Origin of the sequence: Priestia sp. YIM B13489, from assembly GCF_042787645.1 — a bacterium.
GTDB lineage: Bacteria > Bacillota > Bacilli > Bacillales > Bacillaceae_H > Priestia > Priestia megaterium.
In genome coordinates, this window is the sequence record NZ_JBHZOQ010000053.1 from 737,744 (window position 1) to 755,044 (window position 17,301).

At 40.8% G+C, this 17,301-nt stretch carries 14 protein-coding genes; 1 reads left to right on the top strand and 13 read right to left on the bottom strand.

Features of this window, described 5'->3' with window-relative positions; translation table 11 throughout:
* Positions 1-12 precede the first annotated feature (12 nt).
* From pknB to ACFX4W_RS09740, 13 genes are all read right to left on the bottom strand, one after another.
* Positions 13-2,058, bottom strand: a complete 2,046-nt coding sequence (gene pknB, locus ACFX4W_RS09680) for a Stk1 family PASTA domain-containing Ser/Thr kinase (protein WP_028410789.1) — start codon at positions 2,056-2,058, stop codon at positions 13-15.
* Between the two features lie 5 nt (positions 2,059-2,063).
* Positions 2,064-2,807 carry a Stp1/IreP family PP2C-type Ser/Thr phosphatase gene (locus ACFX4W_RS09685; RefSeq protein ID WP_013084825.1) on the bottom strand — a complete coding sequence of 248 codons (744 nt, stop codon included), beginning with the start codon at positions 2,805-2,807 and terminating at the stop codon, positions 2,064-2,066.
* A 4-nt stretch (positions 2,808-2,811) separates the two neighbouring features.
* Positions 2,812-3,903 carry a dual-specificity RNA methyltransferase RlmN gene (gene rlmN, locus ACFX4W_RS09690; RefSeq protein ID WP_028410787.1) on the bottom strand — a complete coding sequence of 364 codons (1,092 nt, stop codon included), beginning with the start codon at positions 3,901-3,903 and terminating at the stop codon, positions 2,812-2,814.
* Between the two features lie 2 nt (positions 3,904-3,905).
* Complete coding sequence (gene rsmB, locus ACFX4W_RS09695; protein WP_043976447.1) at positions 3,906-5,246, bottom strand: 16S rRNA (cytosine(967)-C(5))-methyltransferase RsmB; 1,341 nt, start codon at positions 5,244-5,246, stop codon at positions 3,906-3,908.
* Positions 5,239-6,177, bottom strand: a complete 939-nt coding sequence (gene fmt, locus ACFX4W_RS09700) for a methionyl-tRNA formyltransferase (RefSeq protein WP_043976445.1) — start codon at positions 6,175-6,177, stop codon at positions 5,239-5,241. Before fmt ends, rsmB begins: the two co-directional genes overlap by 8 nt.
* Positions 6,178-6,187: 10 nt before the next feature.
* Complete coding sequence (gene def, locus ACFX4W_RS09705; protein ID WP_013084828.1) at positions 6,188-6,661, bottom strand: peptide deformylase; 474 nt, start codon at positions 6,659-6,661, stop codon at positions 6,188-6,190.
* 70 nt (positions 6,662-6,731) lie between these two features.
* Positions 6,732-9,146, bottom strand: a complete 2,415-nt coding sequence (gene priA / locus ACFX4W_RS09710) for a primosomal protein N' (RefSeq protein WP_043976443.1) — start codon at positions 9,144-9,146, stop codon at positions 6,732-6,734.
* On the bottom strand, positions 9,143-10,360 hold the full coding sequence (gene coaBC, locus ACFX4W_RS09715; RefSeq protein WP_013058925.1) for a bifunctional phosphopantothenoylcysteine decarboxylase/phosphopantothenate--cysteine ligase CoaBC: 1,218 nt from the start codon (positions 10,358-10,360) through the stop codon (positions 9,143-9,145). The genes priA and coaBC overlap by 4 nt, the downstream gene beginning before the upstream one ends.
* Before the next feature lie 180 nt (positions 10,361-10,540).
* Positions 10,541-10,762: a DNA-directed RNA polymerase subunit omega gene (gene rpoZ / locus ACFX4W_RS09720; protein ID WP_013058926.1), complete on the bottom strand. Its 222-nt coding sequence runs from the start codon at positions 10,760-10,762 to the stop codon at positions 10,541-10,543.
* 2 nt (positions 10,763-10,764) lie between these two features.
* Positions 10,765-11,379: a guanylate kinase gene (gmk, locus tag ACFX4W_RS09725; protein WP_013058927.1), complete on the bottom strand. Its 615-nt coding sequence runs from the start codon at positions 11,377-11,379 to the stop codon at positions 10,765-10,767.
* A gap of 13 nt (positions 11,380-11,392) precedes the next feature.
* The gene (locus ACFX4W_RS09730) at positions 11,393-11,653 is read right to left on the bottom strand and encodes a DUF370 domain-containing protein (protein ID WP_013084831.1); all 261 of its coding nucleotides are present in this window, start codon (positions 11,651-11,653) and stop codon (positions 11,393-11,395) included.
* Positions 11,654-11,699: 46 nt separating this feature from the next.
* Positions 11,700-12,575 carry a YicC/YloC family endoribonuclease gene (locus ACFX4W_RS09735; protein WP_016765431.1) on the bottom strand — a complete coding sequence of 292 codons (876 nt, stop codon included), beginning with the start codon at positions 12,573-12,575 and terminating at the stop codon, positions 11,700-11,702.
* Between the two features lie 153 nt (positions 12,576-12,728).
* A complete protein-coding gene (locus ACFX4W_RS09740) occupies positions 12,729-15,407 on the bottom strand; it encodes a calcium-translocating P-type ATPase, SERCA-type (RefSeq protein WP_043976440.1) in 2,679 nt (892 codons plus the stop codon).
* A gap of 141 nt (positions 15,408-15,548) precedes the next feature.
* On the opposite strand from ACFX4W_RS09740, the gene ACFX4W_RS09745 reads away from it, so the two are divergent.
* Complete coding sequence (locus tag ACFX4W_RS09745) at positions 15,549-17,261, top strand: Rqc2 family fibronectin-binding protein (RefSeq protein ID WP_043976438.1); 1,713 nt, start codon at positions 15,549-15,551, stop codon at positions 17,259-17,261.
* The last annotated feature ends 40 nt before the right edge of the window (positions 17,262-17,301 follow it).

Consider the following 17,301-nt stretch of genomic DNA (forward strand, 5'->3'; position numbering starts at 1 on the left):
ACCTCACTCCTATCACTCTGGATATTCAACGTCTTTTTCTTCAATAACTTCCCCGTCTCGGACAATTTTATAAGACGCTTTTTCATTTTCATCAACTAAAACATCGAACGATTCTTTTGTTGTTTCAGTAATCGTTAGTTCTTTAGCAGGAACGGACATATCGTTATCTGCATCTTCGATATAAATTTGTACTTTTTGCGGCTTTGGCTTTTCCTCTTCTGTTCCGGTGGCATCGCCTGTTTCCGTTGCGTCGCCTTGTTCCGTGCTTGCTTCGGTGTCAGTTTCTTCTTTATACGGAATAGTCACGTCCACTGACACCGTTTGAGGAGCTTTTGGCTCCTTGCCCATTGAGACTGTAATGGTGAGCTTATCACCTTGCTCGATACTCTGCTCCGCTGCAGGCTTTTGAGACATCACAAGACCTTTTTCAACAGTGTCGGAATACGCTGTTTTTACATCCACTTCAATATCTTCATCTGATGCATAATCTTTTACGCTTTTTTCCGTCCAGCCCGAGAAATCCTTTAATGTAATCTTCGGCGGCCCCTTACTTACCCATAGCGTAACCGTTGTATCCTCCGGCACGACTTGTTCGGTTTCTTTAGGGGTCTGATCTGTAATATTGCCTTTTGGTTCTGTGCTTTCAACTTCGATGGATTGGATATCTTTATAATTCTGCTTTTCTAACAGACTTTTTACTTCCGTAAAGCTTCTTCCAATGTACCGGTTAAATGCTTCTTTTTTCTTTCCTGTACTTCGATAAATAATGACATTAGATCCTTCTTTGATAACATCTCCCGCTTCTGGCATCGTTTTAACCACGTCGCCTTCTTCCACCTCATTATCAGATATATCTTTAGGATTCTTCACTTTAAAGCCTAAAGAAACTAAATCGGTTACTGCTGATTCATAATCTTGATTATGTAAATCAGGAACCTTTACGTCTTTTGGCAGTAACAAAGCCGGAATAAATGTAACGGCGGCTACGCTAGCAGCTGCCAGCAGCAAAAAAATTAAAACAAGCGTTACAATCAGCTTGCTTTTGCCTTTTTTCTTTTTCTTCTTTTTTTTCTTCGGCTTTAACTCTTCTTCCTCTTGTTCTTCGCGCTCTAAGTGAGGCGGTTTTCTCACAGGCACGTGCGTTTCTTCGGATTCAACAAAATCCTCCTTAATAACTGGAATGGCTTTTGTCACTTCTTCATCATCAGGCACCGTAAACCTTTGTTCATTATAACGATTTGGATGAACAGCAGACTGTAAATCCGCTTCGAGTTCTTCGACGGAACTGTATCGGTAAAATGGATCTTTAGTTGTTGCTTTTAATACAACATTCTCCACGCTTTGAGGGATAGATGGATTCCATCTTTTGGGAGAAGGTGTTTCTGTCTGTAAATGTTTTAATGCAATTGACACAGCCGATTCCCCAGAAAAAGGGACTCGACCCGTTAGCAATTCAAATAGGACGATGCCAAGCGAATAAATATCAGAACGCTTATTCGCAAGCCCTCCCCTTGCCTGTTCAGGAGATAAATAATGAACAGAGCCCAAAACAGAATTAGTATGCGTAATGGTTGTAGAACTTAGTGCTACGGCAATGCCGAAGTCAGTAACTTTAATGGTATCATCATGATCAATTAAAATATTTTGAGGCTTAATATCCCGGTGAATAATTCCGTACTGATGAGCATGGGCAATAGCTGATGTAATCTGCGTCATAATATGTATGGCTTTATCAAGAGATAGTGGTGATTCTTGCAGAATGTATTGCTTTAATGTCATACCCGGTACATATTCCATGATGATATAGTAAATATCTTCTTCTTCTCCAACATCATAAATACTGACAATATTAGGATGAGCAATACTCGTAGCAGATTGTGCTTCTCGATGGAAACGCTTTATAAACGCATCGTCACTTGCAAAGTCTAAACGAAGCACTTTAATTGCCACATCACGATCCAAAATCATGTCGCGACCTAAATAGACGTTTGCCATTCCGCCTCCACCAATTACTTGCAATACCTTATAACGGTCGTTTAGCCGTCTACCTATTAGCAACACTCTCACCCACTTTCAGATGTAAAGTCCACAATTGCAAGTGTAATATTGTCTTCTCCACCAAGCTCATTTGCTAATTGAATCAGGCTCGTACCCTTTTCGTGAAGTGATGAACTTGTTGATAACGTTTCGTTCAGCTTTTGTTCCGTTACCTTATTTGTCAGTCCATCTGAACATAATAATAATCGATCTTCTTTTTCCACTTCAATTGTTTTTACATCTAAACTAACATTTTCTTCGGTACCTAGTGCTCGCAATAAGATATTTTTTCGTGGATGATGCTCAGCATCTTCTTTTGTGATTTGACCATTTTTTACGAGTTCATTCACAAGAGAATGATCTTCTGTTACTTGTTGAAATCCATATTCATTGGAAATATAGCATCTGCTGTCTCCTATATTACCAATCGCACAAAACGTATCGGCGCATAAAGCAAGTACAACTGTTGTACCCATCCCTTTACACTCTTCATGCTCCTGAGCATACTGATAAATATCTTGATTAATTTGCGAAACATGCGTACGAATCCACTGCGTCGCCTCATCAGGAGACGTTACTTTGTCCGCTTCTTCCCACGCTGTTTGCAATTTTTGAACCGCCATCTCACTGGCGACGTCGCCAGCTCGATGACCTCCCATACCATCAGCCACAATTGCAAGCAGCTGATTGTGTTGGTTCAAAAATACCCCTCCGTTATCTTCATTGTGTTGTCTAACTCTCCCTCGGTCTGTCATGAAGACAGTTGCCATACAATCACCTCGTCTCTTCTTTACGCTCCTTCGCACGTAATTGGCCACAAGCTGCATCGATATCATGACCTTGCTCACGTCGAATAGTCACGTTAACGCCACGCTTTTTAAGCGTACGTTCAAATGCAAAAATCTGTTCACGCGGTGTACGAACATAATCACGCTCAGGCACATAGTTTACCGGAATCAAGTTCACGTGGCATTTCACGTCTTTAATTAAATCCGCTAATTCCTCCGCATGCTCTACTTGATCGTTTACTCCTCCGAATAGACCATACTCAAAGCTAATACGTCTTCCCGTTTTATCCGTATAATATTTAATGGCTTCCATCAAATCAGGAAGTTTGTACGCACGGTTAATCGGCATTAAGCGTGAGCGGATGTCATTGTTTGGAGCGTGAAGTGAAATCGCAAAATTGATTTGCATTTTTTCATCAGCAAACTTATAGATTTTCGGAATGATTCCACTTGTCGATACTGTGATATGACGTGCACCAATATTTAATCCATCATCACTGTTAATTGTTTTTAAGAAGCGCATCATTTCATCATAGTTATCAAATGGCTCCCCAATACCCATAATTACGACAGAGCTCACGCGTTCTCCTTGTTCATCTAGCGCTTTTTGTACTTTTACTACTTGCGCTACGATTTCTCCAGCTTCTAAGTTACGCTTTAAACCTCCAAGAGTAGACGCACAGAATGTACAGCCGATGCGACAGCCAACTTGAGTTGTTACACAGACAGAATTTCCGTATTCATGACGCATAAGCACCGTTTCAATCGTATAACCGTCATGGAGTTCGAATAAAAACTTCATCGTGCCGTCCCCAGACGTTTGCTGAACAACTGTTTTTAATGTCGTTAATGCAAATTTGTCTTTTAATTGTTCACGTAATCCTTTAGATAAGTTTGACATATCGTCAAAGTCCGTTACGCGTTTAATATATAACCAGTCAAAAATTTGTTTAGCACGGAACTTCTTATCTCCGTGTTCCACTAACCAATTTTCTAGGTCGTGCATTTCTAATGAATAAATAGATGGTTTTTGCGCTTTTTCTTCTGCTTTTGCTTTTCTTTTAGCTACTTCTTCCATTTTTACACCTTCTTCTGTAAACATGCAATATAAAACCCATCGCTTTGTGCATCTGGCAGCAATTGAATTTCACCATGTTTTACGTTTTGTTTAAGCTTTTGCGGCATGCGTGCAGCGAGTGTTTCATCTTTTTGAAAATCAGCATGATCTGCTAAAAATGCTGCTACAACATCCCCATTTTCATCCCGGTCAATTGTACATGTACTATATACAAGGGTCCCACCTTTTTTTAATAAAGGCGCAACCGCATTTAAAATATCTTGTTGAATACGCGCCAGCTGCTTTACATCTTGCTCAGTTTTTGTATATTTCAAATCAGGTTTACGTCTCATTACACCAAAACCTGAGCACGGAGCATCTACTAAGATGCGGTCAAACATTTCTTTATCAAACTGTTCGCCTGCTTTGCGGCTGTCTTGAACCGTCGGCTCAATATTGGTAAGATGCAGACGCTCTGCCTGCTGGGCAATCAGCTTTACTTTATGGTCATGAATGTCCAAGGAAATAACTTTACCACTGTTTCTAAGCTGCTCTGCAATATGAGTTGATTTTCCTCCCGGTGCAGCACAGCTATCTAAAATTAGCTCTTCTGTCTCTGCACCGAGCGCATGAGCCACTAACATAGAGCTTTCATCTTGAACGGTAAACATTCCTTCACGAAATGCTTGTGTATGAGCTGCATTTCCTTTTTGAACTTCTAGCGCTTCTTCTACAAAATGGCCTGGTTCTACAACAATACCTTCTTTTTCTAGCGCTTCTTTTACTTCATTTTGCGTAAAGCGTGCACTGTTTACTCGGATTGTTTGTTTAGGGGCCATTAAATTAGCTAAACAGATTCCGCGTGTTTTGTCCAATCCATATTGTTCCACCCAGCGTTTTAAAAGCCACAATGGATGACTCGTTTCAATTGCCAACCGCTCCACAGGATTTTGTATTTCCTCTAAAGAAGGCGTGCCGCTGCGCTGAATATTTCGTAAAACGCCGTTTACCATTGAGGCAATTCCTTTGTGACCCCGTTTTTTGGCAATTTCTACTGCTTCATGAAGGATTGCCCGGTCAGGCACTCGGTCTAAATATACCATTTGGTAAAGTGATAAACGAAGCAGCACTCGCACCCAAGGCTGAAGCTTTTTTGGATTTTTCAAGAAAGGCGCTAACCCGTAATCTAACGTATCACGTCTTTGAATCGTTCCATACACAATTTCCGTTAACAGTCCTGCATCTTTTCCTTGAATACCCCGTTTTTGTATGCTGTTATTTAACAATAGATTGCTGAATGCCTGATTTTTTTCAATAGCTAGTAAAATATCTAAAGCTATGTCTCGAACGTTGTACTTACTCATTGACATCCCCTAATACTGTTCCGACTTCAACGGATGTACCTCGTAGATACTGCGCTGCATCCATACGTTTTTTTCCAGACGGCTGAAGTTCCGTCACTTTAATAGCTGTTTCATTTCCAGTTGCTACTATAAATCCGTCCTCTTCAAGTGATAAAACGGTACCCGGTTTGCCTGATGCGGATACTTTTTCTCCCCACCAAATTTTCATGACCTGACCGTCTGCTGTTGTATAAGCAACGGGCCAAGGGTGAAGTCCGCGGATATGGTTATAAATTTCTTCTCCTGTACGGGCCCAATCAATTTTCTCTTGTTCACGCTTAATGTTAGAAGCAAATGTCGCTTCGTCATCGTTTTGTTTAACCGGCGTAATTTCACCTTTTACAAGAGAAGGAATGGTTTCTGAAAGCAATTTTGCACCAGCAGCGCTGAGTTTATCATGAAGTGTGCCAACGTGATCACGTTCTTCAATCGGAACTTCTACCTGTGTTAAGATATCCCCTGCATCTAATTTTTCTACCATATACATAATTGTAACACCAGTTTTCGGCTTACCTTGTAGAATTGAATAATGAATCGGCGCGCCTCCGCGCAGTTCAGGTAACAGAGAAGCATGCACGTTAATACAGCCGTATTTAGGCGCTTCTAAAATAGGGGTTGGTAAAATTTGACCAAAAGCCGCTGTTACAATTAGGTCAGGCTCATACGCTAACACTTGCTGATATTCTTCTTCTAAACGAATCTTTTCTGGCTGCAGTACAGGTATTTCATGCTTTAACGCCTCAACTTTTACAGGAGGAGGTGTTAATACGCGCTTGCGTCCTTTTGGTCGGTCCGGCTGTGTAACCACTGCGACCACTTCATATCCATCTTTAAGTAATGTTTGTAAAACCGGCACTGAAAAATCCGGCGTTCCCATAAATACGACTTTCATCGTGTAAAACCTACCCTTCTAGTTCATCCTCTTCGTAATACTTTGTCACTTTTTCCGTGAACAATACACCGTGTAAATGATCAATTTCATGCTGAATTGCTCGTGCTAAAAAACCTTTTGCTTCTATAAAATAAGGTTTTCCTTTACGGTTTTGCGCACGTACTTTCACATAATCAGCTCGAGCCACGTCACCAAAAAGGCCCGGAAAACTTAGGCAGCCTTCTGGACCGATTTGTTCGCCTCGTTGCTCAATAATTACCGGATTAATTAGCTCAATTTTACCGTGTCGATCATCCACGTCTACCACTGCCACTTGCTGCAGAACTCCTACTTGAGGAGCAGCTAGACCCACACCGTCTGCTTCAAGCATTAAATCATACATGCCGTTTAGTAATTTCGCTAATTTATTATCAAAGTTTTTAACGACTTCACATTCTTGTTCAAGTACTTCATTAGGATGGTAAACAAGCTTAAGCTTAGCCAAATAGGCACCTCCTTTATTCTTTCTATTTATATCCAAAAAGCTTCTTCTTTAACGCCATCAAGACGACTAGTTACATCATCGAGTATGGATTCAAATCAATAGTGATCGTTAAATTTTCCTTCTGCATTTCCGCTTGATAACGTTCTAATATATATTTCAACAGCGGAATCAGGCTTGGTTCCAGCTTGTATTTTAACATGCATTGATAGCGATATCTATCTTTTATCTTAGCAATCGGAGATGCGACTGGCCCTAAGATCGTTGTTTGCGGCGAAAGTTTCTGACGCAGATACTGCGAAATTTTGTCTGTAACAGACACCACTTTTGCAATATTTTCATGAGATACCGTTACAAGCGCCAAGTAAAAGAAAGGGGGATATTTGTGCATTTTACGAATTTCCATCTCGTGCTTATAAAACGAATCGTAATCATGCTGACTCGCAAGTTGAATGCTGTAGTGTTCAGGCGTGTACGTTTGAATCACTACTTCTCCTGGAAGTTTGTGGCGTCCTGCTCTTCCGCTTACTTGTGTTAAAAGCTGAAACGTTTTTTCAGATGCACGAAAGTCAGGTAAATTCAGCATCGTATCTGCTGTTAAAACGCCTACAAGCGTGACGTTTGGAAAGTCCAGTCCTTTCGCAATCATCTGCGTCCCTAGTAAAATTTGCGCTTCTCCACTTGCAAACTTGTTCAGGAGCTTTTCATGGGCGCCTTTTCGGCTTGTCGTATCAACATCCATTCGAACAACTCTAGCCTCGGGCAGCACTTTTGTTAATTCTTCTTCCACTTTTTGTGTACCAGACCCGAAAAAGCGGATATGTTCGCTGTGGCATTCTGGGCACTCAGTGTGCACATGTTCTTCGTGTCCGCAATAATGGCATTTTAATTTATTTTGATAGCGGTGATACGTTAGTGAAATTTCACAGTGCTCACATGTCGGAACGTAACCGCAGTCTCTGCACATAACAAAAGAAGAATGACCTCTTTTATTTAAAAATAAAACGATTTGCTCCCCTTTTTCCAAACGGTCTTTCATCTTTTCAAACAGCATAGTTGAAAACATAGAGCGGTTGCCGCTGCGAAGCTCTTCTCTCATATCAACGATATCCACCGAAGGCATTGATGACTTATTCATTCTTTGCTTTAACGTCAGTAGCTTATACACACCTTTTTGCGCTCTTGCAAAGGACTCAAGCGTTGGTGTTGCACTTCCTAAAATGACTGGACACTGATGATGCTGCCCTCGGTAAATAGCTACATCCCTTGCATGATAACGGGGGTTTTCTTCTTGTTTATAACTCGTCTCATGTTCTTCATCGATAATAAGAAGGCCCAAATTTTCAAATGGAGCAAATACAGCAGAGCGGGCCCCTACTACAACGGATACTTCTTTTCGCTGAATTTTTCGCCATTCATCGTATTTTTCCCCAGTAGACAAGCCGCTATGAAGTACAGCAACTTTTGAGCCGAATCGCTCTTTAAACCGCTTGACCATCTGAGGGGTAAGTGAAATCTCCGGAACAAGCATAATCGCTTCTTTCCCTTTTTTTAGCACCTGATCAATTGATTGGAGATACACTTCTGTTTTTCCGCTTCCGGTTACTCCGTACATTAAAAACACATCGTGAAGATTTTCTTCGATGTCCTGCAGAATCGGTGCGATTGCCTCAGCTTGTTCATCGGTCAATTGAAATGGCTTTGATGGTGTAAAGTATCGATCTTGATAAGGATCACGGTATATTTCAATTTCCGTTTCCGCTAAGAGTCCTTTGTTAATCAGCGCTTTTATAGGAGCGGAGGTAATCTGCAAATCTTCTGCTATTTCTTTTATGGCTACTTCTTCATTTCGATTCAGCATAAAAGATAGCACTTGTTTTTGCTTTTCTGCCTGCTTATTTAACTCGCTCATAAACTGGTGAATTTCTTCAAGGCTTTGATTCAGTTTTACGCCTTTTGCCGTTTTTTTGTTTCCTTTGTTTTTCACGACGTAGACGACTTCAATTAGACCTTTTTGAATATCACGGTGAAAAGCAGGAGCAGCGGCTGTTTTTTCTACTTCACTCCACTTCAGCGAGGATCTTGACTGAAAAAACGGCTTTACTTGCTCATGAAGCTGTTCGTATGCCTCTTTTGAAAGGAGTGACAGTTCTTTATCATATTTTGCTTTCATCGCCGCAGGCAGCATGACTTGAAAAGCCGATATCATAAAACAAAGCGTTTTTTCGGTTAGCCAGTGCCCAATCTCTAACAGTTCGGGAGTCAGAACCGGCGTTAAATCAAGCAGGTCAGCGATTGGTTTAACGCGCTTAACTTCAGCCTCTTCTTTAAGAGCCACCACAAACCCTTGAACTTTTCTAGGACCAAACGGAACGACAACTCGCATACCCGGAACAATAATTCCTTTCCATTTGTCGGGAATAGCGTAGTCAAAAGCTCGATCTGTTTGCTTAGCAGCCACGTCCACAATTACACTAGCTACACTCATTTTTTCAGCCCTTCTAACATTTCCTTCACTTCTTTTAACACCTCGGTAGCTACATCGTGTTTTGAAAGAATGGGAAGTTCTTTAGACTCTCCGCTTCGCTTATAGAGCGTTACAATATTTGTGTCCGTCCCAAAACCTGCTCCTTCTGTCGTCACGTTATTGGCTACAATCATATCCAAGTTTTTAGATGCAAGTTTCTTTTGTGCATATTCATCCACTTGTTCTGTTTCTGCTGCAAAGCCGACTAAAAGCTGGTGTTCTTTTCGCTCTCCAAGCGTGCGTAAAATATCTGTTGTTCTCTCTAGCTCTAGTACTGCTTCACCAGGTTGCTTTTTCATCTTTTGATCAAACACATGCTTTGGTCGGTAATCTGCCACCGCGGCTGATTTAATGACAACATCTGCTTCATGATAGCGCTGCATAACAGCTTCAAGCATCTGCTGCGCACTTTCAATTTGAACAACCTGCACTCCTTTTGGATACTCTAAATTCGTCGGTCCCGTTACAAGTGTTACCGATGCGCCTAATTTAGCAGCTTGTTCTGCAAGGGCATAGCCCATTTTCCCAGTAGATCGATTGGTGAAAAATCGGACGGGATCAATGCGTTCTACCGTAGGTCCTGCTGTAACCAATACATTCACACCTTCAAGGATCTTTTGTGTATGTGATGCTTGTGAAAAATAAGATCCGATTAGTGAAACAATTGTTTCTGGCTCTTCAAGACGACCTTTTCCTACATAACCGCATGCCAAATACCCTTCTCCAGGTTCTACAAAAGAGTAACCAAATGATGAAAGAGTGCTCATATTTTTTTTAACAGCTGGATGATCGTACATATGAACATTCATTGCAGGTGCAATCCACACAGGTGCAGTAGCAGCCAGCAGCGTTGTGGAAATCATATCATCTGCAAGACCATTTGCTATTTTCCCTATCATATTTGCCGTAGCAGGAGCTACTAAAATTAAATCAGGCCAGTCTGCTAAATCAATATGTGCAATTACAGATGGATCTTTTTCATCAAACGTATCTGTATAAACTGGGTTTCGAGACAGAGCTTGAAACGTAAGCGGCGTTACGAACTCGCATGCTGAAGCAGTCATCATTACTTTAACTTCCGCTCCCGCTTGTACTAATTTACTTGTTAAAGCTGCGGCTTTATATACGGCGATTCCGCCGCTAACACATAATAAAATTCGTTTTCCCTTCATCATTATGCCCCCATCTATTTATCCCGCTCAACCAGCATCCGCTTGTTTACTCGGGTAACTATCTAAAGCTTTTCAATTCAATTATTATACCATTTTTGTAGTGAGACATTCACTATCCTGCTTGAACACAGATAAAAGCATCAAAAAAATAACAACCTATAAAGTAGGTTGTTATTTTTTCACTTACTGATGTTTAGAATCTTCTTCTGCTACACCTTGCTTATAGCTTAATTGTTCAGCATTAATTTCTTCTAAAGCACAGCCTACAAACTTATAAGAAACCGGCTTTTCAATCGGCGTATCATTGTGAAGCTGTAATTGACGTGCACGTTTTGCAGCTACTGTCACAAGCGTGTACTTAGAATCTAATTTTTCCATTAGGGAATCAATTGATGGATAAAGCATGTTTATTCTACCTCCAGCATTCTTTTATAGCGCGCAGAAATACGATCACGACGGCAGTGTTCAGCCGTTACGATAGCACGGATGCGAGCACAAGCATTTTCTACTTTGTCATTTTCTACAACATAATCGTAGGCGTCCATAAGTTCAATTTCTTCTTTTGCCACGCGCATACGGTTATTGATTAAATCTTCTGTTTCAGTACCGCGGTTTACGATACGACTTTTAAGCTCTGATAAACTCGGCGGTGCCAAGAAGATGAACAAACCTTCTGGAAATGCTTCTTTCACTTGAAGAGCACCTTGCACTTCAATTTCTAGAAATACGTCTTTTCCTTCAGATAACGTTTGTTCTACATAATCAACCGGGGTACCGTAGTAGTTACCTACGTATTCAGCCCACTCTAATAATTTCTTGTTTTCAATCATGCGCTCAAACTCTTCGCGTGGTTTGAAGAAATAGTCAACGCCGTCTACTTCACCTTCGCGGGGCTTTCTTGTTGTTGCAGAGATAGAATACTGCAATTTAATGTCTTCTTGCTCAAACAATGCTTTTCGTACCGTTCCTTTTCCAACACCTGATGGTCCGGAAAGAACAATTAATAAACCTCTTTCAATCATCGGTTCAAGTGACCTACCCTTCTAATAATTCTTCTTTGTTTATAAGTCGCTGTGACACAGTTTCTGGCTGTACAGGAGCTAAAATAACATGATCGCTATCCATAACAATAACAGATCGTGTTTTACGTCCTTGCGTTGCATCTATTAAAGAGCCTCGATCTTTTGCATCTTGAATAATGCGTTTGATTGGAGCTGATTCAGGATGAACGACAGAGATTATACGATTAGAAGAAATAAAATTTCCAAATCCAACGTTCACTAATTTACCGCTCATAAGAAGCCTCCTGCTATACCAATATAATCTTTATCTTACACGAAGGCTATTCAATATTTTGAACCTGCTCTTTTATGCGTTCTAATTGTGCTTTCATACTAATAACATACTGAGCAATAGTACCATTGTTTGCCTTCGCACCGATTGTATTCATTTCACGATTCAGCTCTTGAACAAGAAAATCCAGCTTGCGTCCTACTGAATCAGGTGTATTTAACGCTTGAATAAATTGTGAAACATGACTTTGAATTCGCGTAAGTTCTTCGCTAATATCTGCTTTTTCAGCAAAAATAGCTACTTCAGTCAGCACTCGCTGCTCATCGAAAGTACCTTCTAAATAGTCGCTCAGCTTTCTTTTAATACGCTCGCGATATTGTTCAGCAACTTCAGGAGCAAGCTGTGTAATTTTTTCGCGAATGTCTTGAATGTCCTGTAAGTACCCCATTAAATCGTGATACAGCTCTGATCCCTCTCGTTTCCGCATATCCACTAACTGATGCACAGCAGCTTCAACGGCTTCAAAGATTGCACCATGAATACTCGTCTGATCAGCTTCTTCTTCATAAGTTGTCATCACTTCAGGCATGTGTAAAATGTCTTGAATTTGAACAGATTGGGACAGCCCATGCTTTTCTTTTACTTGCTGCAACGCATGCATGTATTCATCAAGCAGCTGCCAATCCGTCTGCAGTTTCTTTTTTGCCATTTCTTCACCTGAAATAGTAACAAATACTTCTACTCTACCACGTTTTATGTATGTTTGAACGATTTTTTTTATTTTATCTTCAATTTCAATTAATTGTCTTGGCATACGAATAACAATTTCACAAAAACGATGATTAACAGACTTCATTTCGACTGTTACTGATCGATTTTCCACTTCCGCTTTTCCGCGGCCAAAACCAGTCATACTTTTTATCATTATCATCACATCCACTATGTACATCTTACATAAAAAGTATCATAAAAGAAAGTGTTAGCAAAAAAAAGAAATCTCTCTTCTTTATTCAACCTGTAAAGGCTGCCTTCATGAGTTTTCTCATTTAGGACAGCCTGTATTAAAGTATAGCACAATTTATGAAGGTTTTCTTGTTAAAAGTGAACCGGCAAGTAAAAAAGTTGGAAGACTTGCAAGTCCTAAAATAACGAGCCATTCCCGCGGTGCAATGGCCATTGTATGGAAAATAGGCTGCAGGGGCGGATAGTAGATAGCCACCAGCATAAGGATAATAGATGAAATAACGGCTCCTACAAGATATAAGTTCTGAAATGGATTGCGATCAAAGATTGATTTTTCACTTCGGCAGTCAAATACGTGAATAAGCTGTGCCATAACAAGCGTGGCAAATGCAATCGTCTGAGCATACTGCAGACGATCTGGGTCATTGTCGTAGACAATCATGAATGCAGCAAGTGTAGCAGCTCCAATTAAAAATCCGCGGCTGACTACTTTCCACCCTAATCCTCTTGCAAAAATACCTTCGCGCGGATGCCTTGGATGGCGCTTCATCACGTTGTCCTCCGGCTGGTCTAAGCCAAGAGCCATCGCAGGCAAACCGTCTGTTACTAAGTTTACCCATAGTATTTGAATTGGCACTAGCGGAAGCGGAAGTGCTAAAATCATCGCAAAGAGCATAACTAAGATTTCTCCTACATTTGATGCAAGCAAGTAACGAATAAACTTTCGAATATTTTCATAGATGTTTCGTCCTTCTTTGATCGCTGATTTAATAGTAGCAAAATTATCATCAAGCAAAACGAGTGAAGACGCTTCTTTTGCTACGTCTGTCCCGGTGATGCCCATCGCGATGCCTATGTCTGCTGCTTTAATAGCCGGTGCATCATTTACGCCGTCGCCCGTCATAGCTACAATGTGATCTTTTGCTTGAAGAGCTTTAACAATTTTAAGTTTATGTTCAGGCGATACCCTGGCATATACGTAAACATCATCCACTACTTCTTCTAGCTCTTCCTGCGTCATTTTGGATAAATCCGTTCCTTCCAAGACTTGACCGTTTTTCGGTAAAATGCCTAACTGTTTTGCAATCGCCTGTGCTGTAATGACGTGGTCACCTGTAATCATAACGGTTTTGATTCCTGCGTCTCGGCATTCTTTGACCGCTTGCTTGACTTCTGGTCTTGGCGGATCAATCATTCCTTGAAGCCCGAGGAAAGTAAGGTCTTTTTCCGCTTCGTTCTCTGTATGAACGCTCTCATGGTCTCCTAACGGCCGATAAGCAATCGCAATGGTTCGAAGCGCTTGGCTAGCTAACTGATCAATTGCTCCTTTTACTTCATTATGAACCGTTACCGACAGCGTTTGTTGTCTGCTTTCCCACAAAATATTTTTGCTGTTTACAAGCAGCACATCAGGAGCACCTTTTGTTATGACATAGCGCTTATGAGATGCGTCTTCAATGACTACACTCATCATTTTACGCGTTGAATCAAATGGAAACTCTTCAATAATGGTAAACTGCTTTTGAATGTTTTCTTTTGTCAGCCCCGCTTTCATCGCGGCCACAAGCAAAGCCGCTTCAGTAGGATCCCCGTCGATGACATATTCTTTATCTTTTCTCGAAATGGACGTTTGATTGCAAAGCAGACCAAACACCAAAAGCTGCTGAAGCGGTTTTTCACTCCGTGTATCAACTTCTCTTTCCTCTCGCGAAAATACGCCCGTAGGTTCATACCCTGTCCCTGATACCCTCCACGTCATTCCTCCTGACCAGAGGTGAGTAACCGTCATTTTATTTTGCGTTAATGTGCCCGTTTTGTCTGAGCAAATGACTGATGCGCATCCTAGTGTTTCAACAGCAGGAAGTTTGCGAACAATGGATCTTTGCTTAATCATGCGCTGTACACCAAGAGATAGCGCCACGGTTACGATGGCAGGAAGACCTTCGGGTATGGCAGCAACAGCTAAGGAAACTCCCGCTAAGAACATACTGTATAAATCATGACCTTGCAGCACACCAATCCCGACAACTAATACAGTAAGTGCAAGAGCTACAACGATTAAAATTTTACCTAATTGCTCTAACTTCCGTTGAAGAGGAGTAATCATGGCTTCAGCATTTTGAAGCAAATCAGCAATTTGTCCCATCGCTGTTTTCATTCCAATCCCTACAACGATACCTGTTCCGCTTCCTCGCGTCACAAGCGTACCCATAAACGCCATATTGTCCTGATCTCCAAGCGGCACTTCATCTCCTGGCAAAGCTTTTATTTGCTTGGCAACAGGCAAAGACTCTCCCGTAAGCGCTGATTCTTCAATTTCTAGACTTTTGGCTTCCATAATTCGAAGGTCAGCCCCGATACGGTCTCCGCTCGAAAACTTTACAACGTCTCCTACTACCAGCTCTTTAGATGGTAACTTAACCCATTTTCCTTCACGCATAGCTGCTACTTGAGGAGCAGAAAGCTCTTTTAATGCATGAAGAGATTTCTCAGCTTTTCTTTCTTGAAAAAAACCTAGAAATCCATTAATTACTACAATGGCAATAATAGCAACCGCATCGATGTATTCGCCTAAAAGCCCTGAAATAAGCGTGGCAGCTAGTAAAACCAGTACCATAAAATCTTTAAACTGCTCTAGAAACACAAGAATGGCCGGTTTTTTCTCTCCTTCAGTCAATTCATTAAATCCTTGCTGCTGCTGACGTGCTTTTACTTCTTTGTGTGTAAGACCATGCTGTCTGTCTGTTTTTGTTACTTCTACTATTGCTTTTTCACCTAATTCATACCATTTCATTGTATCTTTTCACACCCTTTTATTTGTAAATGCACCTATTAGATTGTTACAATCTTATATCGTATGCTTATTCAGACTCGTCCTAAAAAATGCTATACTTTTCTATAGGACAATTTTCAATTACTTAAGGATGTGAGCACTATGTCATTTGATGGTATTTTTACATATGGCATTTTACAAGAATTATCTGAGACCTTGGTTTCAGGACGAATTTCAAAAATATATCAGCCGTTTCCAAACGAGTTGATTTTACAAGTACGCGCTAAAGGTGAAAACCGCAAACTTTTAATCTCAGCTCACCCTAACTATTCACGCGTTCATTTTACAAATGAGCCCTATGAAAATCCATCTGAGCCTCCTATGTTTTGTATGCTTCTTCGCAAACATTTAGAAGGCAGCATTATTGAACAAGTGTATCAGCTTGGATTGGACCGCATTTTAGTCATTGAAACAAAAGGACGAAATGAAATTGGCGACGTGACGTACAAGCAGCTTATTATTGAAATCATGGGAAGACATAGTAATGTTGTGCTTGTAGATAAAGAAAAACAAACGATTATCGACAGCATTAAACACGTTCCAATGGCCTTGAACAGGCACCGTACGCTTCTACCCGGAGCACCTTACGTACTGCCTCCTAGCCAAGATAAGCTTCATCCATTTGAAGCCGATGAAGAAACCGTGGCTAAAAAAATTGATTTTAATAGCGGAAAGTTAGCCACCCAGCTAGTGCAAACCTTCTCGGGGCTTTCTCCTTTAATTGCAAATGAAGTGGTGTTTCGCTCTGGCTTAGCAAATCGTTCTACCCTTCCAAAATCATTCGTCGAAACGATGACGCTGATCAAAGAAGGTCAGTTTACACCAACTCTGACAACCGTTAATCAAAAAGACTACTTTTATTTACTGGAATTAACGCATTTAGAGGGTACGAAAAAAACGTATGCAACCATCAGCGAGCTTCTTGACCGCTATTACTACGGGAAAGCAGAGCGAGATCGTGTAAAGCAGCAAGCGCATGATTTAGTACAGTTTATTTCTACCGAGAAAAAGAAAAATGAGAAAAAAATAAAAAAACTTGAGCAAACGCTGCAAAATGCAGAAAAAGCATCTGATTATCAGCTAGCCGGTGAACTCCTTACCGCAAATTTACACCTTGTCAAAAAAGGAGATGCGAAAGTGGATGTTATTAATTATTATGATGAAAATAGCGGTACACTTACGATTTCATTAGATCCGCAAAAATCACCGTCTCAAAATGCTCAAAGCTATTTCACAAAGTATCAAAAAGCGAAAAATTCCGTTTCGATTGTAATCGAACAAATTGAAAAAGCAAACGAAGAAGTACAGTATTTTGAATCACTTATTCAGCAAATGGATACTGCTACTCACAAAGACATTGCAGAGATTCGTGAAGAGCTTGTGGAAGAAGGATATTTGCGCAACCGTCAGCAAAAACAAGCGAAAAAACAAAAAAACACTACGCCTACACTTGAACAATACGTTTCAAGCGACGGCACGACGATTTTAGTTGGAAAAAACAATAAGCAAAATGAGTATTTAACAAATCGCCTTGCTGCTCGTGATGACGTTTGGTTTCATACGAAAGATATACCGGGTTCTCACGTTGTTATCCGCAGCCAAGAGCCTTCAGAAGAAACAATTTTAGAAGCGGCTCATCTTGCTGCTTACTTTAGTAAAGCTAAAAATTCAAGTTCGGTACCCGTGGACTATACAAAAATTCGCCACGTAAAAAAACCAAGCGGTGCCAAGCCTGGTTTTGTGACGTACGATAACCAGCAAACGGTGTACGTAACGCCTAGCGAAGAACTTGTACTGAAGCTGCGTCAGTCATAATAAAAACCCCCTTTCTATATAGAAAGGGGGTTTTTATTAT